Source organism: Terriglobia bacterium (genome assembly GCA_020072815.1).
GTDB lineage: Bacteria > Acidobacteriota > Terriglobia > Terriglobales > Acidobacteriaceae > Angelobacter.
In genome coordinates this window covers 44,460-61,900 of the sequence record JAIQGE010000016.1, presented here as the reverse complement: position 1 = coordinate 61,900, position 17,441 = coordinate 44,460, and the positions used below count along the sequence as shown (strand labels likewise).

Here is a 17,441-nt window from a genome sequence, read left to right as displayed (position 1 = left end):
CCGTCTTTTATTTTGCCATTCAGGGCTTGGCCCGGCTGCGTGGCTATGATAATTCGCGCGCGCTCTCGCCGCTGAACAATGCCGGTTTTTCACCCGGCTTGGTTTGCATGGCCAGGTATGACGCGATTAATCCAATGTGAATCCAGGGAAAAGCCAAAATGCTGGCGTCGGTGGCCTGGAAAGCAATCAGGTAAACCACGCTGGAGAGCAGCAGGCCGGCCAACTCCGGATTCGCGGTGCGCCAGGCCAGCTTGCCGGCGCGCACCGTCACCACAGCGACAAACCATAAGAATACCGCCAAGCCGATGGCGCCGGTATCGTGCAGAATCCTGATCTCGGTATTGGGAATGGAGCCGGCCACACCCAGGTCGCCGTAGCCGATGTCCGAATAGTCAAATGTCAATTGAAAGCTCGCGGTGCCCTTGCCAAACACCGGGCTCTCCAGGATATCGGCGATGGCTTCTCCGGTCATCAGCAGCCGGATCTTGGTATTGGCGTCCGCGGACGGATCGGAAACATCCAGAGTGCTGAACCGGTCCACGTACAGGGGCCACACCGCAGGACCAAGCACCAGGCAGACCGCCAGGACGGCCGCCGCCACCCTGGCCAGCGCCGCCTTGCTCGCCAGTTTGGTGGCGAACGCATAGACCGCCAGAACGAACAGGGCCAAGACGGTGGCGCCTATGGCAGCGCGAGAGAGGCTTATGAGCAGTCCCGCAAAGGTGCAGGCGATGCCCCAGAGGAATTTTCTTTCGCGCTCGCGGAAATACATCACCAGCATGATGATCAGGCACGCGCCGCTGTACGATCCCAGAATGTTGGCTTCATACTGCGTGGCGTAAATCCCTGGGATGGTTTCGTATTGTCCCGGCTCAACTCCAAATTCACTGCCGAAGAACATGCTGGAATAGAAACAAATCACCGCGTACACCGCTTCGGCTGCGCCGATCAGCAGCATGATGCGGACGGCCTGGCGCCACCGCTCGCGGTTGCCGGCCAGCAAGCGCACCAGGAAATACGTCACCACCACCAGCGACTGCTGAATGGACCATTTGATCGTCTGGCTGGGCGCAGGGGACTTGAATAACGAACTGTAAGTATTCAAGGCAACGAAAGCGAGCACCAGGACGTCAGGAAAAATCCAGCGCAGCGGTTCGCGATTGCGTTTGTAAATAATGACCGCTCCCAGGCACAGCAGCCCGGTGATCATGTGTTCGGGGCGCGCCTTGAGCGTTCCGACTTCCAGGAAGAAACGGGGCATGGCGGCGCTGGCCATCAGCGTGCCCAGGGCGATTGCCAGGTTGTTGGAGAGAAGATAGACAATCGCCGGCAGCAGGATAATTCCGGGCAGCAGCAGCGCGGCCCAGCGCATGCTCTCCATGGAATACAACAGGGCTGACGCCGCGGCGATCAGGAACAGCACCGGCGTTGGATCAGGGACCGAAAGACCCGCGACGCGATTCCTCATCGCCAACCCTCGATGTTCAGCCGGCGGCATTGGTGCCTCTCATCAGCGAGCTGAGCAAAGTCTTTTCCCGCGGCGAAAGGGCCCACCGCCACAGCAGGAGCGCGGAGCCGGCGGTCATGACCACCATGGCCAGCACCTTCAACGTCAGCGCCATCTCCACGGCTCCCAATGCGAGAAACAGCACTCCGCCACCTGCCAGCAAACCAAGCTTGGCGACCACCGCGCTGTTTTCCGGGGCCACTCGTTGTGAAAACGCGAACATAAGGACGGAATCCACGGTAGTGCGCAGCAGCCAGGCCAGGGCGGCGCCACGGATGCCGGCCATCCTTACCAGTACCAGCAAACCTGCAATGTACAGAGGCAGCTCAAACAAATGGAGCTTGGCCGTGATGTCCGGCCGCCCGGCGGCTTGCAGATGGGCAAACGGCACCTGGCCCACGCTGTTCACGAAAATGGCCACGGCCAGGCAACGGACCACCCACGCGCTGTTCTGGGCGAAATCGTTGCCCAGCCAGAGCCGCAGGCCTTCCGGGGCAAAAACCACCACGGCGAGAATGATCGGGAACATGGCCACGCAGATCAGCTTGACGCTGGATTCAAACAGAAAAGAAACCCGTTCGCGCTGGCCGGCGTGGGCCGTGGAGAAAGCCGGAAACAAAACCGCGGTCAGCGCGGCGGGAAACAACATCAACTTGCTAACCACTTCAGAAGGCACAGCGTAATAAGCCACCGCCGTCACGGAAACCAGCGCGCCGATGACGAAGCGGTCAAAGGTGACCATCATGGGTCCAACAATGTTGCTCACCGTCATCCAGGTGCCAAAGCGGAACAGCGGGCCGGCGGAAGCGCGGTCAAACTGCCAGGACCGCCGCAATTCCGGCAGCACCCGGAAGCACGCCCAGAAGTGGGCGATGAGGGCCGCTGCGCGCGCCGCCACCAGGACGGCCACAATCGGCACCAGGCTGCGCGAAAAAGGCAGGATCAGCACCGGACCCACATAGGTGAAAATGCCCAGAGGGACGCGGATGGCCGTGGCCAGGCGAAATTTCTGCAGGGCCTCCAGCACTCCGCGCAGCCCCGCGGTAATCACCACAATGGGAATGGAGATACTCAGCCAGTAAAAGGCCGTGAGTGATTCGTCGCGCAGGCCGGCCGGCACTTTTACAATCGAATGCACAATCCACGGCGAGAGCGCGAACATCACCACCGTGCCGATCAGGCCAATCCCGCCCATCAGGACCACTGACGTCCACACCAGCGGCGGGATTTTTGCCGCTTCGCCCTGGCCCAGTTTCTCGGCCACCAGTTTGGTCAGGGCGCGTCCCAGGCCGAAATCAAAGAGTCCGAAATATCCCACCACCACCCAGGCCAGAGTCAGCATGCCCAGGCGGTCCGTCCCCAGCAAGCGAGTGAGCACCGGCAGGCAGAAGACGGCGACCAGCGCGGGGGAGCACACGCCCACCAGGCTCCAAAGAGTATTGCCGGCCAGCAGGCGGGCGCTGGTCAGCTGCGCCGCTCGCGGAGGCGGAGAGGTATCCGCTACCTCAGGGGACTCGACCGGCGGAAGCAAGGACGGGGTGTTCATGAATGCTCGAATGATTTTTGCGATGCGGGCCTTACTGGCGCGGTCCGCTAGAAATTCAAAACCTGTTCAGCTTCTCTTTTGCCTTTTTCCTTTTCGCGCCGGTCGCTACGTGGCTGAGATGTCTTTGTTCCGCCGGAAGATGGTCGCCATCAAAATGCGCCAGGGATCGTCAGGGCCCCGCTGTAGCCACCGGTATTGCATGTACAGCCCGCAGCAAGCCAGAAGCGCGCTGATCAGTGCGCCTAGGACGATCACCAGCGTGGGGCTGGGGTGCCTTTTTTCCGGGACCACCGCCGCGTCCAGGATCTTGACCGTGGCGATGTCCTTGGCCTCCTGGATCCGGGCCACTTCGTATTGCTGCGTCAGAAGTTCGAACACCGTTTCATGAATCTTTGTGTTGCGATAAAGGTTGGCCCACTCCACGCCCACCAGCGGCAGCTTCTTGACCGAAGGATACGGGCTGTTGGGCGAATCACCGGCCGCGGGTTTGCCTGTGCTCCCCGTGTTGAGCCGGTCCATGGCCTTCTGCAGCTCATTCACGCGGGTGCGGAGCGTCCTGACGCGGGGATTTTCCGCAGTATAGATCTGCCCCAGGCCTTCCAGCTCGGCCTTCGCCGCAATCATCTCTCCCTGCAGCCGCGCGGCCGCTTCCACCATCACACGGGTTTGCTGCGGGACGTCAAGCGCCATGGAGCTGCTGGCGAACTGGCTGAAATTCTGCTCGGATTCGTCCAGGGCTTTCTTCTCTTCCGCCAGCCGCCCTTCGATGAACTCGCGTTCCCGGCCGGCCGCCGAGGTGCTGGTCTTGCGCATGACCGCGTCCAGTTCATGGACATACGCTCCGGCAAGGTCCGCGGCTTTCTGCTGGTTGCGATCGCGCACCGTCACGCTGATCACGCCGCTTTTCTTGTCTTCCACAATGGTGGTCCGCGACAGCAATTTTTCGCGCGCGTCTTCCCGGGCTACTTCGCCGAACCACCCTTTGCGCAGATCAAACTGGTCAACCAGTTTGTCTTCCACGGTGCGGCTCTGCATCACTTTGATGAACAGCGCACCGGTGCTCTTGATGCCGAGCATGTCTCCGGCCATGCCCGCGAGTCCCGCCATGCCGGGCGATTTGAGCAGGCCAGTCGCCGCCAGGGCGGATAGGCCGCCGCCCCCGCTGTCCGGAGGCATGATTTGCACGGTGGCTTCAAATTTGCAGATTTTGTAGGTAAGCACCGCGGACAGGAGGGTCCCGGCAATCGCCCACCCAAGCACCCGCAGCCGCCGCGACCAGAGAAAGTCGGCGGCAGACAGCCAGTCGCGCACTCTTTCAGCGCCGGCGCTGGGCACTGGCTCTTTTTCTTCCTCAATTAGGACTTCGTTTATAGCTCTCCCCGTTGGCATCAGTCAGATTTCGGCGGACCTCGCTTGCTGCAGGATGCTATGAGTATACATTGCTGGTAAAGCAGCTTTGCAGTCCTTAGGCCAGTGACTACCCAGGATACTTGATGTGTTCCGAGAGCGGCGAGGCCAGCCATTGCGCCAGCGTGGGGGCGTTGCGGTCGCGTTCTGAGGTCACGGCGGAAGCCGGGTCCGTGGGCCAGGGGATGCCCACAGCCGGGTCGGCAAAGTAGATCCCGCCCTCCGTTTTTGGGTTGTAAATGGCGGTGCACTTGTAAAGGACCTCGGTCCCGTCGGCGAGGGCGCAGAATCCGCGGGCGAAGCCGTAGGGCGCCCACATCTGTTTCTTGTTTTCCGCCGACAGCTCAGCGCCGAACCAGCGGCCCAGAGTCGGAGAACCCTTGCGGATGTCCACGGCCACCACGAACGCCGCGCCCTGCACCACGCGCATCAGCTTGCCCATAGGCGGGTCATACTGAAAATGGAGGCCGCGCAGCACGCCCTTGCTGGAGCGCGACTGGTTCTCCTGCTGGAATTCGGTGGGAAGGCCAAGCTCGCGAAACTGGTCGGCGCGGTAGGTCTCCATGAAGAAGCCGCGCGCGTCACCGAACACTTGCGGCGCCACCATCACAACTTCATTCAAGTGGACGGATTCTATGGTAAAGGGCATGAGACGGCCGGCTCCAGAAGAATGCTGTTCCAGGCGCCCAGCGCAAGGACGTGAGCGCCTGAATTGAACTTTGGAAAGCCAAGTAAATATAGCATTCTCTCCAAAGAGCCGGCCGCGGGACGGCGAACGCTTTCTTGCAACACCCGGTGATTATGCCTAGTGCCGCAATTCGGTGAGCTTGTCCAATTGGGCCGGAGTCAGCGTGTTTTTGATGCGGACCATCAGTAAAACCTGGGCTTTCTTGATATCGCGTTCCAGGTTCAGGACGCGGTCCACCTGCGCCAGCACGGCGTTTTCGTCCGAAGGACGGGCGCTCAGCAGCTTGACCAGCTTTTCTACTTCAGACTGCATTTCCCATTGCAAGTCCAGGAATCTGCTCTGCGACTTTTGGATCAGCTCCTTGATCGCGCGTGATTGGTTTTCGTCGAGCCCGATTTCGTTGTGGTACTTCATGATGAGCTCGGGAGCAACGAGCACGTGTTTGAAGACGTCCTCGGCGTTCGGACCCTGTGCGCGCAGGGCGGTGGCGGGCAAGAGCAGCATCAACAACAAGGTCAAGGTAGAGACAGCGCGTTTCATTATTGGTTCCTCCCCAATGAATTGATTTCAACTCTTCTTTTTGCCGGCCGGCGTGGGACTTTCCGCCGGCGGCGGCTCGGTCGCCCATGGACCAAACGACGGCGTCTGCAGCAGACCGCGGCCAGGCGTTTCCAGCAGAAAATCCGTGGGCGACTTCCATTCCGTAATGGACTGCGTTGGCGGCGCGGGCCTGGGATAAAACTTGACCAGCAATACTGCGGCGACGATCACCATGGCCGCCGCAGCGGCCCATCTGCTCCAAGCCGGCCGTCCGCGGCGCGCACGGCGCTGCACGACATCGAAATCCGGCGCATGCGAGGCGTCTTCCCGGCGTAGGGCAGCGAAGCGCTCTCGCAGATCGCGGTCATTGTTTGAGTCATTTGACTTCATGGTGCTTCCTTTGTTCGGCATAATCCGATCCAATAAAATCCTCATTCGCCAAAATCGTCATTCGCTAATCTTCTATTCGCTAAAATCTTCATTCGCTAAAATCAGGCGCAAGCGCTTCTTGCCGCGCTCAAAATGGGTGCGCGCCGTTCCCACGGAGACGCGCAGAGTCACCGCCGCTTCTTCCACCGTCAACTCCTGGTAGAAGACCAGATGCAGCACTTCGCGTTGACGCTCCGGCAGTTGAGCCAGCGCAGCGCGTAACTCGCGATTGCGGCCGGCCTCGCCCAACGCCGCTTCCGGACCCGGCAGCGCGGCCGCTTCCGGCTCGTTCAAAAACCACTTCAGCAGCAGCGCATCACGCAGCCATCGTCGCCGGCGCTGCTCCGCCGCGGTGTTGCGGACCACCCCAAAGAGCCACGTCTGGAAACTGGAGCGGCCGTCAAATCGGGCGCGGCCCTCCAGCACCTTGAGGTACACGGTTTGCAGCACATCTTCCGCATCTTCGCGCCGCTGGCGGCAACACCATAGCGCCCAGCCAAAGCTTTGGGGATGGAGCCGCTCGAGCTCTCCCCGCAGGTCGTCATCGCGAACGGCCGTTCGCGGCAAGCCTTCGTTTTGCAAAGCTTCTTTCTGCAAGACGTCCTTCTGCAAATCGTCTCCCCGCAAATCTTCGTCCGGTAAATCAGCGAGATGCATATCGTTCCGGGGCTGGCTCGCGTTCGTCTTCATGGTATGGGTGAGTTATCGGGCGATCTTATATGACACGGCCAGGCGAGGAAATGCGCGCGGGACGTGACACATTTGCGGCCCCGTCGTGCTCTAACTATTATGATTGCGTGAAGACCGGGGGCTGTTCATGAAGAAATCAATTGCAGGATTCTTGCTGGTATTTGTTCCTTTCTCCGTGGCCGTTGCGCAGTCGCCGCTGGACAAACTCAAAGAGAAAATTGGAGTCTCCAACAGCAGCAATCTGAGCGATGACAAAGTCGTCTCCGGCCTGAAGGAAGCGCTCAAGGTCAGCACCGGAAAAGCCGTGGCCAAGACGGGCCGGCCGGACGGCTACTTGAAGAACCAAGCCATCAAGATCCTGCTGCCTCCCAAATTGCAGACCGTGGGCAAAGGCCTGCGCATGATCGGCCGGGGCAGCCAAGTGGACGAGCTGGAAGTCGGCATGAACCGCGCCGCCGAGCAGGCCGCGCCCGAAGCCAAGGCAATTTTTCTTCGCGCGGTGACCAAAATGACGTTCGACGACGCGCGCAAGATCCTCACCGGCGGCAGTGACACGGCCGCAACGGAATACTTCAAGCGCACCAGTTCACCCGAACTGACCAAGACTTTCGCGCCCATTGTGCACAAGTCCATGGAAAAGGTGGGCGTGGTGCAGCAATACAACCAGCTGATGCAGAACTCCATCGCCGCACCGCTGGCCAAGGACAAGAGTTTCAGCCTGGACGACTACATCGTCGCCAAGGCCCTGGACGGCCTTTTTTACATGCTGGGCGAAGAAGAGAAAAAAATCCGCAAGGACCCGGCCGCCCAGACCACGGCGCTGCTTAAAGAGGTATTCGGCGGCCTTCGCAAATAATCACGTCGCCGTCCAGGACTTTGATTTTTTTCTTGTAACGCCGCGCCCGGCAGCCCGCACTAACCATCAGGTTCAGGTTGGACCTGCTGGCCCAGCCTCCATGCTGATTAACGCATGGCCCTTAATTGACTGGATGCCGTTCATCCAAAGCCAGGTTGACCCCGTGCCAGGTGTCGCCTGGCGAACGCAAAGCAAGAAGAACAATGAGTTCTCCTTGGTCCAGTGACGTGCCGGAGGAAGGAGTCCGGCACGTCTTCTTGTCTTCCCCTACAACTAAAGATATTAGGTGGCTAGCAACCCCATGATCGCACTGCGGCGAGTGATGCACCGTCCCTGGCGCGCGACGATTCAGCGGGACGGTTGCGATGCGCGGGCCAGGATCATCGCCGCCGCCGACCTGCCCCAGGCGGCGTAGGTTTGCGCCGAAGGGTGGAAGCCGTCGGTAGCCAGCATGCCGGGCTCGGTCAGGTTGCGGAGTTCGACCAGGTCGCATCGGCTCATTGTGGGAACAAATTCACGCAGGGCGAGATTGAAGCGATGCGCTCGCTGGCCTAGAATCCAGCGCAGCGGCTCCGGCAGCGCCGCGAACTTGTGCATGGGCGGCAACGCGGTGAGCATGACGGTCCGGACCTGAAACCGCGTTCGCAGCAGTTCCACAAGTTGCGTCTGCAGCCGCAGCCACTCGCTCACCGACAAGCCTGACGTGACATCATTCACGCCAAGACTGGTGACGGCAATGTCAAAAGTCTCCGCAGGACAAGTGGCAAGTTCGCTAAGGGCGCTTTCCGTAGTTGCTCCGGTCTTGGCGAAGAGGCGCCAGTGGACCGCAAATTCTTCCTGGAGCGCCGCTGTGAGTTGTCCGGAAAACGCTTGCTCCTGGCGATCCACGCCGACACCGGCCGCAGCAGAGTCGCCCACGATGAGGATGCGCACAGCTGAACCGCGGCCTGCGTTGCCGGCGCGAGATCCAGCAGCTTCCGGCAGCTTAAGGGTGACCGCGCGGGTGTAGATGCCTTGCAGGAAAAACAACGGCGCAAGCAGAAGCAGCGCGGGGTTTTCTTCCCACATGGCCGCCATAAAACGGAGCACGGTTCGCATAGCGCTACGGCTTGGCGCCGCTGCGGCGCTGCCACTCACTCCAGGGAACAACGCCCATTTCTAGCTGCGGCGCGTCCGTCAGCATGGTGATGTATTCCAGCAGATGGCCGTCGGGGTCGCGGAAATAGATGGAAGCAGCCGGCATCCATGCCAGGACAACCGGCTCGGCGGCGCGATTGCCGTCAAAATCCAACGGCGCGATTCCCGCCGCCTGCAAGCGTTCGGGCGCATGCAAGAGATCTTGCAGGTCCACGGCGAAGGCCAGATGCAAGCTCATACTCATGGGCGCGCTGCCTGCTTGCCACAGTCCAAGCATGGATTTCCCCCGTCCGCCAATCCAGTAGAACGCAGCTTTGCGTTCAGGAAAAGTCTGCGCCAATTCCAGTCCAAGAGCGCCGCCGTAGAACCTCATGGACCGCTCAAGATCAGCGACGACGAGATGGCCTTCAAAAAGATGATGCGTGGGGATCACGGCAGAAAACTCTATCCTTCGCCCGACTGGCGGCTCAGCAGAAGCAGTTCGTTGGCGCGGCGGATCAGCTCGCTGCGGTCAGCGTCGCGGTATTGTTTGGGCAGCAGGTTCTTGCTGGTGCATTCCAGCACGGCGACGATGTTCTGCAAGTCAATTTCCGTCGGATACGAGGGCGGGATGAAGTCTTCCACCGCAGCTTTCAGGTCGCCCTCATCCACGGCGGTCTTTTTCTCCAGCGCGGCGCGCATGCGGCTGCGGATCAGCACGGCTTCTATGTCAGCGCCGGAAAGATTTCCTGAGTGATCGAGAAAGAATTGTTCCAGGTCGGCGGAAAATGACGGCAACCCAGTCTTTTTGAGCATGGCGCGCAGCAGGGCGCGGCGCTCGTCCGGCGTGTCCGGGTAGAACAACGCGATGTGTTCTTCCGCGCGGCCCTGGCGCTTCAAGTCCACCGGCAGCAGGTCAGGACGGCAGGTGAGCAGGAACCAGATGACCTTGCCGCGATACTCAGTGTTGCCCATGAACTGCGCGATCTGGGCGAACACACGGTTGCTCACGCCGCTGTCGCCGGAGCTGGAGCGGTCGCCGAGCTGGGCGTCGGCTTCGTCCACAATCACCGCGATGGGACTCATGGCCTTGAGCAGGTTGAGCACGCGTTCCAGATTGCCTTCCGTTACGCCCTGCCACATGCTGCGGAAATTTTTGAGCGTAACCGCCGGAATGCCGACTTCGCCGGCAAAACAGGTGGTGATGAACGTCTTGCCGGTGCCGACGGGGCCGCAGATGACGTAGCCCATGGGCAAATAGTCGGTGGCGCCGATGCGGATGGCCGCCGCGGCGTCCTGCAATTTCTTTTTGGCCTGATCATTGCCCGCGACGTAAGTGAGATCGAAGCGGCTCTGCACAAACTCCAGCAGCCCGCCCGACTCGGCTTCAATCAGGTCTTTCTTGCGGTCGGTAAGAAATTTGAGGGTGAAGGGCTGCTTGTTCTGCACCGCGTGCGAAAGCAGGCTCTGCAGTTGCACGCGCTTCAGGCCCGCGCCCAGCTTGGCCAGCACGGCGTCCGTCACTTCCGACCCCGCCGGCAGCGGACGGTCTTTCAGCTGCCACTGCACAAACTCCAGCCGCTCCTGCTCGTCGGGCAGGGGAATCTCAATGGACGCCACGCCCGGGTTTTGCACGATGCCCTGGTTCAGCTCCGTCTGATTTTCTGAAATCAGGCAGATGGTGACGTCAGCGTTGAGAAAGTCGGCGTTGCGCGCCCAGCGCTTGAAGATGACCAGCGAGTTGCGGTCTTCGGCGGACATGCTGGAGACGTCGCCCGCGGGCGCGATGGTCTCGGCAAAGTCCACCACCAGCGCGATTTTCTTCGCGTCGGCAATGCGCAGGCGCAGGTAGTTGTCCAGAATGTTGAGGACGGCGTCAGGGTTCCGCGGCAGGCCGCCTTTGGCGAAGCTGGTGCCGTGAAAACTGTCATAGCCTTCCAGCGCGCGGCGGAAGTCAGACTGGCTGTTCGGGTTGCCGAAGCTCAGGCCGCCGCGGTCGTAGTGCAGCACCAGGTCGCGCTGGCCGAAGAGGGCGCTGGAGAGAAATTGGTCCAGAGAAAGAAAGTCGAGCCCGTTCTGCTGGCGAAAGGGGATCACGTCACGCACGTTGCCGTAGAGCACGAACATGGCGTAAGAGCGCGAATAGTACTTTTCTGAGAGATCGCGCGCCCACGCGGGCAGGGCGTCCATGTATTTTCCGGTGGTGGTTGGCGATGACATGGTTAAGACCAGATTGGTAATTCAGTAATCGGGTAATTGAGTAATTGAATTTGGTAATTGGGTAAATTGGCAAATGAGTAAGTTGAAGAGCCGCTGTTGACCGGCATTGTTGCGAATGCTCTCCGGTTTTTCATTTACAAAATTACCAAATTACACATTTACCAATTCTAACGTCCGCGAATAGAGCGGCGATCAAAACATGCCCAACGTGCTCGCAAGCCCAGCAGATCTAACTTCCAATCTTTGTCCTCTGCGGCGAGGTTGACGTAGTATCCGAATCCGGCGTTTGCATGATGCCTTCCATGTCCGGCGTCAGGCTGCTGAAGATGGCCTCCACCTGCTGCACGGTCTGCTCGGTCTGCTCCACGTCATGCACCAGGTTGGCCAGCTGGTCGCTTACCTGTTGCGGGTCACGCATGGTGACGGACTGGTCGCGCACCAATTGCAGCACGTCTTCCACCGCGGCGCACTGGGCGTCCACCACTTGGCGGTTCTCCAGGATCTTCTGGAATTTCTCCAGCCGCTTGCCCAGGATTTCAATGCGCTTCTTGTTGATCTCCTGGACCTTGGGCGGATCGCTGGTCAACCGCTGCTGCAGTTGGGCGATTTCTTTTTTGATGCTGTCAGAGTCAGACGTCTTTAGATATTGCCTTTGCTGCCAGGCGGCCAGCAACAGGCGCGCGTAGCCGTGCAGCAGGCCTTGCAGCCGCGCGTCCATCTGCTGAACAAAAATCTGCGAGGTGGCGGTTAGCTGGGAATAGTTATTGCGGATGGACGCGCACACCTGGGCCAGGTTTACGTAGCGCTGCTGCAAGTCGGGAGGCAAGGTGCGCAGCAGATCGCCCAGGTTGCGCTCTTTGGCTTGTTGTCCTTGCGCAAATTTCCATGAGCGGACCAGCCGCTGGAAGCGTGAATTCTGGGAAACCGTGGCCAGGTACATCAGTTCCAGGCCGCCGGCCATGATCAGCGGCAGCACGCTGGCGGACACCAGGGCCAGGGCGCCCATCCCCGCCAGGGCGATCCAGTTGTACTGGATATTGAACGCCTCTTTGACGAAGTTGATGTCTTTTTCGCCGGAGTCCGGCCCGGGCGCTTCCGGCATACCGGACCCTCCCTGGAACCCGCCGTAGCTCATCAGATACTCACCCTCACGTTGCCGCCGGCGCCGGGAGCCCGCCGCAAACGTCCCAGGACGTAGTGCTGCAACTCGTGAAACTCGTTCTTTTCTTTGAGTTCGAGTTCGCGCGGACGGTCGAAGGGCACCTCAACGTCTTCCACAATGGTCCCCGGATGCGAGCTCATAATAAAGATCCTGTCCGCCAGGTACACGGCCTCTTCCACGTCATGCGTGACAAACAGAATTGTACACGCGGTCTCATCCCAGATTTTCAGAAGAAGTTGCTGCATTTCGCTGCGGGTCTGGGCGTCCAGGGCGCCAAAAGGCTCGTCCATCAGGATGACGGACGGACGCAGGGCCAGCGTGCGGGCGATGGCCACGCGCTGCTGCATACCGCCGGAAAGCGTGTCCGGATAAACGTCAGCAAATTGCGAAAGCCCCACAGCGGTGAGCAGGTGGTTGGAAGTTTCCGCGCGTTGTGGGGCGGGGACGCCGTTGATCTTCATCCCATATTCCACGTTCTCGCGCACCGTGAGCCAGGGGAACGACGTGTATTTCTGGAAGACCATGCCGCGGTCTTTGCCTGGACCGGTGACTGGCTGGCCGTTGACCAGCACTTCACCGCTGCTGGGCTGGTCCAGGCCGGCGATCATGCGCAGCAAGGTGGATTTGCCGCAGCCGGAAGGCCCCAGGAGCACGCGGAATTCGCCGATGTCGCGCCCGGCGGAAGAAAAAGCATCTTCCACGTCCAGGTTGATGTCTTTGAGCGCTTCAATCTTTTCGCCCTTGGGTGAGTAAAAAGTGCGGGCCAGGTTGCGGATGGTGATCTTGGATTTCTTATTTTCCATCAGGCACCGCCTTGCCGCGCCGCACGCTGGGGACAGACACGCGCGCTTCCGATGCCTGCGTCACCTGGCGCCAGGGGAACAGGACTTTTTCCAACAGCGTTAAGGCGAAGCGGAACAGGAACGCCGCCACGCCAATGGCGATGATGCCGGCGTACACCAGGTCCGGCCGGTGAAATTCATACGCCGATTGCACCATGGCGCCCACGCCTTTCTTGCGGTTCACGATCTCCGCCAGAATCACGTACGTCCATCCAATGTCATAAAGGATGCGGAACGAAGCGAAAATGCCGGGTATCGAAGCCCGGAACATCAGCCACAGGACTTGCATTCGCTTGGCGCCCAGCGTGTAGGCCGTCTCCAGTAAAGAAGTGTCCACGCGGTTGACTTCTTCCACCACCACCGCCAGCAGGTAAAAGAACATGCCGAACCACAGGAACGCGACTTTCATGGTCTCGCCAATGCCGAACAAGCCGATAAACGCCGGAAGAAATGCGGTAATCGGCATGGAGCGCATGGGCGCGGCCACGGGATTGATCAGGTCATACAGCCAGCGGAAGCTGGCCATCAGCAGCCCCAGTGGAATGGCGATGACGGCGCACCACAGGAAGGCCTGGCCAATGCGCAGCCAGCTGGCGTAAACGTTCTCCAGCAAGCCACGCTCCCGGAAGAGCGGAGCAAAAGCCTGCAGTACTTCGCCCGGCGTGGGGAAAACGTAACTGCTGATCAGTTCCCATTTGGTGATGAGCACCCAGGCCAGGATGACCGCCACCCATGCCACTACGGCCAGCGTGATCTTGGTGCCGCGCGTTGTTTCCCTGCGAATTGTGAGGAGTTCAGCCATGTTTTAGCTTTTCCGGGGCTGACGCCCCGAGTATTAACAGCTATTACCAGGTTACAGAAAAACAAGTGTCATCCTGAGCGACTCCGAGTCCGGGCAAGCCCGGACGAGGGGGAGTCGAAGGACCCCGACAATTTGTTAGCTACCATGCAACATCAGGGCATTTTCTAGAGAACCCCTGACGCTGCGTCGTGGGTACGTAAATCCTCGGGGTCCTTCGACTTCCCGCCTGTCTGTGAGTTTTGCCGGCAAATTCTCGTGGCGCTTCGCTCAGGATGACAAATCCCGATGACAGTTCCTGACGTGATGTCTTCTTCCCGCACGATTTTCTTAAGCTCCGTTTCCGCCCTACTCGCCCGGGTTCGCGTACACCTTGATGTCCGTGCGCCGGTTCTTTTCGCGGCCTTCCGGAGTCGCGTTGGTTTCCAGCGGCTTGTCCGGGCCGTTGCCGGCAATGCGGAAGCGGGCGCCGGGGAAGCCGTACTTCTCCATCAGGTATTGTTTGACGGCGTCGGCGCGCTGGCGCGAGAGCTGCATGTTGTAAGCGCGGGCGCCGGTGGAATCCGTGTTGCCTTCAATGTCCACAATGGTGTTTTCGTAGGCGCGCATCTGCCCGCCGATTTCGTCCACCACCGCGCGCGAGTCCAGGCTCATGCGGGCGGAGTTGGGATCAAAGTAGATGGAGCGGTGCTGCGTGGCGATGGGAACCGCGCCCTTGGACGGCGCCCGGTACTCGATGGGCGCCTCCGACGAAGCCGTGGAGAAGCCGCTGTTGGCCAGCGCCTGCACGTATCGGCGGTCCAGGCTGTCTTCCGCGTTGCTGGTGTGCTTGATCATCCGCAGCTCGCGATACATGCCCTGCGCCTGGCCAAAAATGTTGGCGTAGTCGGACTTGCCGTTGTTGGCGCCGAAGAAAGAGGTATTGTCCGCGTAGTCAGCCAGCTTCACGCCGCCCAGCATGGTCTTGGCCAGGTCAGAAGGAATGTTGAAGTCCTTGACCGTGCCGATCAGGTTGTAAGCGCGCTCCGGCTGGGTGCGCACGAACTCCACACCTTCCAACCATCCCTGGGCAAATTTGAGCAGTGTTTGGGGATGGGCGGCGGCAAAGCGGTCGCTCACCACCAGGATGTCGGCCACCAGGCGGTTGGCGATGCGCGTGTCATAAATCTTCTTGGCTCCCGCGCGCTTGGTCACCGCGTCACTCATATCCGGGTCCCAGGCCACGGCGGCGTCAACCTTTTGCTGGGCAAAGAGCACGGCAGGCTCGATTCCGTCTTTGGTGTGGACGGCGTTTTTGAAAATGTCATTCTTCTGGTCGGTGCTCAGTCCGGAAGTATTCAGGCCGTTCCACAACAGGAAGTGGGACGGCGTATACGGCGCAAACGCCACGGTCTTGCCGGCCAGGTCTTCAATGCTGTTGATGCCCTGCTTGCCGATCACGCCGTCGGCGCCGCGTGACCAGTCCACCATGAGAAACGCATGCGAGCCGAAGCCCTTCTCCTGGAACTGGCCGTAGTCTTTGGCGTAGACGTCCAGCGTGGTGAGCATGACGTCAACGTTGTTGGTGGCCAGCGCGGAGGCGCCTTCCGTCCAGTCGTCAATGATCTTGAAGGAGACTTTCAGGCCCTTCTTGCCGAAGATGGAGTCCGGCGCGGTTTCCAGGCCGCCGTTGGCGACCAGACCGCCGACGCAGCCCACCCAGACGTTGACGCGCACGCGGATTTCCGCGCTGTCACCGCCGCCGCTGCTGCCCGAAGAAACCGGCACTTCGAGCGGCTTGGACGTGTCAATCTTGCTGCCGGAGGAGCCCTTGCTGCCGCCCGTCCACTTGCTCATGTCGAGGTAGCCATAACGGTTCAGGCCGTAACCCACCAGGACCAAGCCAATAATGAAGATGAGGATCCAGCCACCTTTTTCGATTTTCACGGCCATTCATTCTCCTTGTCGCTTCGCTCCAAACCGCTTACGAGTGTCGTATGCGCCGCGATCTCCCGGCGCTTGATGCAGGCGGCTCGGCAAGCTAGCCGGCCTCGCCGCTCAATCCTTATTGCTATGACGTCTTCTGCGGCTCTTTGCCGCCGATGGTTTTCTCCGACGAGCCACCCGCCGCAGGCGCGGCCATTCCCATTTCAATCTTGAACTGCTTCACCAGTTCGGCGGCCTGCAGCTTTTGCGCGTCTTCTTCAATCTTCATCTTCTGCTGGTCAACGTTGCCCATGGCCATGTCCATGCGCGCTTCGTTGACGGCGGTCTGCTCTTCGATCTTGCGCAGCATTTCGTCGTGCGTCTGGCTGATGCCGGCGACGTTGAATTGTTCCATCACGTCAGCCACTTTCTTCTGCCACTGGGCGCGGCGATAGTCGGCAATGGCGCTGAGCGCTTCCTGCGTCTTGCGGTCTTTTTCGTCCATAAATGCTTTTTTGACCGCCATGGCCTTGTCAAAGGCGGCGCGGGCCGTGGTGAGCTGTGCTTGGGTACGTGCCAGCGCGGCCTTGGTGGTCTGGAGTTGCGCTGCATAGCTGCCGGCAATGTCGTCGCGGTTGCCCTGGATGGCCGCTTTGACCTTGGCGGTCAGGTTGGCAACGTCCGTTTGATACTTGGCTTCTTCGCGCTCCAGCAGCGTGGCGTTGGCTTTGACCATGGCGATACTCTCATTCATGCGCGGCACCTGGTCATTCATGTCACGAATGTTCTGCTGCAGGATCATCTCCGGGTCTTCCGCCACGGAAATGAAGAAGCCGATGAAGGACCGGATCATGCGGGTGAAACGTTGCCACATAAAAGAGCTCCTTTAGCTTAGGTCTTGGAACCGGGTTTGGGCGCGACGGACGCCGCGGGTTTCGGCGCCGCAGGCGCGCTGCTGGTGGTAATCGGATTTTCGCTCACGAACGGGGCCACGGCCTCATAGATTCTCTTTTCTTCCTGCTGTTTCTTCAGGCGCCAGCCGAAGAAGCGCTCTTTTTCGCGCGTGACTTCATCGTTGTTGGCCTGCATCTTGGCGCGCTGCTCGGAGACGAACTTATCAATGTCCGCCTGGATCTGGGCGTTTTCCTGATTGTTTTTGGTTTCCAGCTCGGCCGCGGCTTTTTCCTGGACGTGCTCAAAGGTATCGAGCGCGCGGTCGCGGCGGACGGCGTCCTGGATCACGTCTTTGATGTCCACGCCGGCGGCATCCAGGGCCACCAGGATTGAAGATTTCTTGACGTCGGCGGGCATGCTGCGGATGTGCTCGCTCTGCATCATCTCCGCTACCTTGACGATGGAGTAGCCGTGCGGCGGGTCTGGGATCTCGGCGGCCTTGTAGATTTCGTCGAAAGAGGCCGCGTTGGAGACGGGGCTGGTGAACTTGGGTTCGGAGGTGGCGAAGCCCGCCGCGATTTCCGCCACGGTCTGCGCGGCGCTGGGCGCGCCGTCACTTGGGCCTGCGCCACGGCCAGGGGTTGCGGCGGCATCGGCCTGAGCGGCGGCCGCGTTGGCATCGTCTACCGATACGAAATAGTTGTACCACTTCTTGGTCATGCGACCTCCCGCCCGGCAGTTGGCTGCCGACGCAGCTTCCGGTCATTTTGGGGGAAGAGCCCGCGCAAAGAAAGCAAACTCAGGACTGAAAAAACTACTTCCGATCCAACCGTTTGTCAA

At 60.2% G+C, this 17,441-nt stretch carries 17 protein-coding genes; 1 reads left to right on the top strand and 16 read right to left on the bottom strand.

Annotated elements, in window-relative coordinates:
* Nucleotides 1–43 precede the first annotated feature (43 nt).
* From LAO20_18505 to LAO20_18475, 7 genes are all read right to left on the bottom strand, one after another.
* Nucleotides 44–1,468: an O-antigen ligase family protein gene (locus LAO20_18505; protein ID MBZ5533425.1), complete on the bottom strand. Its 1,425-nt coding sequence runs from the start codon at nucleotides 1,466–1,468 to the stop codon at nucleotides 44–46.
* 16 nt (nucleotides 1,469–1,484) lie between these two features.
* The gene (locus LAO20_18500; GenBank protein ID MBZ5533424.1) at nucleotides 1,485–3,053 is read right to left on the bottom strand and encodes a flippase; all 1,569 of its coding nucleotides are present in this window, start codon (nucleotides 3,051–3,053) and stop codon (nucleotides 1,485–1,487) included.
* 105 nt (nucleotides 3,054–3,158) lie between these two features.
* A complete protein-coding gene (locus tag LAO20_18495; protein MBZ5533423.1) occupies nucleotides 3,159–4,388 on the bottom strand; it encodes a lipopolysaccharide biosynthesis protein in 1,230 nt (409 codons plus the stop codon).
* A 142-nt stretch (nucleotides 4,389–4,530) separates the two neighbouring features.
* The gene (gene rfbC, locus LAO20_18490; GenBank protein MBZ5533422.1) at nucleotides 4,531–5,109 is read right to left on the bottom strand and encodes a dTDP-4-dehydrorhamnose 3,5-epimerase; all 579 of its coding nucleotides are present in this window, start codon (nucleotides 5,107–5,109) and stop codon (nucleotides 4,531–4,533) included.
* 156 nt (nucleotides 5,110–5,265) lie between these two features.
* Nucleotides 5,266–5,688: a periplasmic heavy metal sensor gene (locus tag LAO20_18485; GenBank protein MBZ5533421.1), complete on the bottom strand. Its 423-nt coding sequence runs from the start codon at nucleotides 5,686–5,688 to the stop codon at nucleotides 5,266–5,268.
* 27 nt (nucleotides 5,689–5,715) lie between these two features.
* The gene (locus LAO20_18480; GenBank protein MBZ5533420.1) at nucleotides 5,716–6,078 is read right to left on the bottom strand and encodes a hypothetical protein; all 363 of its coding nucleotides are present in this window, start codon (nucleotides 6,076–6,078) and stop codon (nucleotides 5,716–5,718) included.
* A gap of 72 nt (nucleotides 6,079–6,150) precedes the next feature.
* Nucleotides 6,151–6,774 (bottom strand): RNA polymerase sigma factor, encoded by a 624-nt coding sequence (locus LAO20_18475; protein MBZ5533419.1) that lies wholly within the window; start codon nucleotides 6,772–6,774, stop codon nucleotides 6,151–6,153.
* Between the two features lie 160 nt (nucleotides 6,775–6,934).
* On the opposite strand from LAO20_18475, the gene LAO20_18470 reads away from it, so the two are divergent.
* On the top strand, nucleotides 6,935–7,663 hold the full coding sequence (locus tag LAO20_18470) for a DUF4197 domain-containing protein (protein ID MBZ5533418.1): 729 nt from the start codon (nucleotides 6,935–6,937) through the stop codon (nucleotides 7,661–7,663).
* Nucleotides 7,664–8,011: 348 nt separating this feature from the next.
* Here the strand turns inward: LAO20_18470 and LAO20_18465 are convergent, their stop codons facing one another.
* The 9 genes from LAO20_18465 to LAO20_18425 all read right to left on the bottom strand — a co-directional run bounded on the left by LAO20_18465 (nucleotide 8,012) and on the right by LAO20_18425 (nucleotide 17,321).
* The gene (locus tag LAO20_18465; protein ID MBZ5533417.1) at nucleotides 8,012–8,731 is read right to left on the bottom strand and encodes an SGNH/GDSL hydrolase family protein; all 720 of its coding nucleotides are present in this window, start codon (nucleotides 8,729–8,731) and stop codon (nucleotides 8,012–8,014) included.
* A 34-nt stretch (nucleotides 8,732–8,765) separates the two neighbouring features.
* Nucleotides 8,766–9,233 (bottom strand): VOC family protein, encoded by a 468-nt coding sequence (locus LAO20_18460; protein MBZ5533416.1) that lies wholly within the window; start codon nucleotides 9,231–9,233, stop codon nucleotides 8,766–8,768.
* Nucleotides 9,234–9,244: 11 nt separating this feature from the next.
* On the bottom strand, nucleotides 9,245–10,999 hold the full coding sequence (locus LAO20_18455; protein ID MBZ5533415.1) for an AAA family ATPase: 1,755 nt from the start codon (nucleotides 10,997–10,999) through the stop codon (nucleotides 9,245–9,247).
* Between the two features lie 229 nt (nucleotides 11,000–11,228).
* Nucleotides 11,229–12,101: a hypothetical protein gene (locus LAO20_18450; protein MBZ5533414.1), complete on the bottom strand. Its 873-nt coding sequence runs from the start codon at nucleotides 12,099–12,101 to the stop codon at nucleotides 11,229–11,231.
* 32 nt (nucleotides 12,102–12,133) lie between these two features.
* Nucleotides 12,134–12,964, bottom strand: a complete 831-nt coding sequence (locus LAO20_18445) for an ABC transporter ATP-binding protein (GenBank protein MBZ5533413.1) — start codon at nucleotides 12,962–12,964, stop codon at nucleotides 12,134–12,136.
* Nucleotides 12,954–13,805 (bottom strand): ABC transporter permease, encoded by an 852-nt coding sequence (locus LAO20_18440; protein MBZ5533412.1) that lies wholly within the window; start codon nucleotides 13,803–13,805, stop codon nucleotides 12,954–12,956. The genes LAO20_18445 and LAO20_18440 overlap by 11 nt, the downstream gene beginning before the upstream one ends.
* Nucleotides 13,806–14,150: 345 nt before the next feature.
* Nucleotides 14,151–15,734, bottom strand: a complete 1,584-nt coding sequence (locus LAO20_18435) for an OmpA family protein (GenBank protein MBZ5533411.1) — start codon at nucleotides 15,732–15,734, stop codon at nucleotides 14,151–14,153.
* A gap of 118 nt (nucleotides 15,735–15,852) precedes the next feature.
* Nucleotides 15,853–16,581 (bottom strand): PspA/IM30 family protein, encoded by a 729-nt coding sequence (locus LAO20_18430; GenBank protein MBZ5533410.1) that lies wholly within the window; start codon nucleotides 16,579–16,581, stop codon nucleotides 15,853–15,855.
* Between the two features lie 17 nt (nucleotides 16,582–16,598).
* On the bottom strand, nucleotides 16,599–17,321 hold the full coding sequence (locus tag LAO20_18425; GenBank protein ID MBZ5533409.1) for a hypothetical protein: 723 nt from the start codon (nucleotides 17,319–17,321) through the stop codon (nucleotides 16,599–16,601).
* Nucleotides 17,322–17,441: the final 120 nt, after the last annotated feature.

Coding starts and splice junctions, on each gene's coding strand:
- LAO20_18505 (MBZ5533425.1), bottom strand. CDS start 1,468: ATGAGGAATCGCGTCGCGGGTCTTTCGGTCCCTGATCCAACGCCGGTG.
- LAO20_18500 (MBZ5533424.1), bottom strand. CDS start 3,053: ATGAACACCCCGTCCTTGCTTCCGCCGGTCGAGTCCCCTGAGGTAGCG.
- rfbC (MBZ5533422.1), bottom strand. CDS start 5,109: ATGCCCTTTACCATAGAATCCGTCCACTTGAATGAAGTTGTGATGGTG.
- LAO20_18485 (MBZ5533421.1), bottom strand. CDS start 5,688: ATGAAACGCGCTGTCTCTACCTTGACCTTGTTGTTGATGCTGCTCTTG.
- LAO20_18480 (MBZ5533420.1), bottom strand. CDS start 6,078: ATGAAGTCAAATGACTCAAACAATGACCGCGATCTGCGAGAGCGCTTC.
- LAO20_18475 (MBZ5533419.1), bottom strand. CDS start 6,774: ATGCATCTCGCTGATTTACCGGACGAAGATTTGCGGGGAGACGATTTG.
- LAO20_18470 (MBZ5533418.1), top strand. CDS start 6,935: ATGAAGAAATCAATTGCAGGATTCTTGCTGGTATTTGTTCCTTTCTCC.
- LAO20_18465 (MBZ5533417.1), bottom strand. CDS start 8,731: ATGTGGGAAGAAAACCCCGCGCTGCTTCTGCTTGCGCCGTTGTTTTTC.
- LAO20_18455 (MBZ5533415.1), bottom strand. CDS start 10,999: ATGTCATCGCCAACCACCACCGGAAAATACATGGACGCCCTGCCCGCG.
- LAO20_18450 (MBZ5533414.1), bottom strand. CDS start 12,101: ATGCCGGAAGCGCCCGGGCCGGACTCCGGCGAAAAAGACATCAACTTC.
- LAO20_18445 (MBZ5533413.1), bottom strand. CDS start 12,964: ATGGAAAATAAGAAATCCAAGATCACCATCCGCAACCTGGCCCGCACT.
- LAO20_18440 (MBZ5533412.1), bottom strand. CDS start 13,805: ATGGCTGAACTCCTCACAATTCGCAGGGAAACAACGCGCGGCACCAAG.
- LAO20_18435 (MBZ5533411.1), bottom strand. CDS start 15,734: ATGGCCGTGAAAATCGAAAAAGGTGGCTGGATCCTCATCTTCATTATT.
- LAO20_18430 (MBZ5533410.1), bottom strand. CDS start 16,581: ATGTGGCAACGTTTCACCCGCATGATCCGGTCCTTCATCGGCTTCTTC.
- LAO20_18425 (MBZ5533409.1), bottom strand. CDS start 17,321: ATGACCAAGAAGTGGTACAACTATTTCGTATCGGTAGACGATGCCAAC.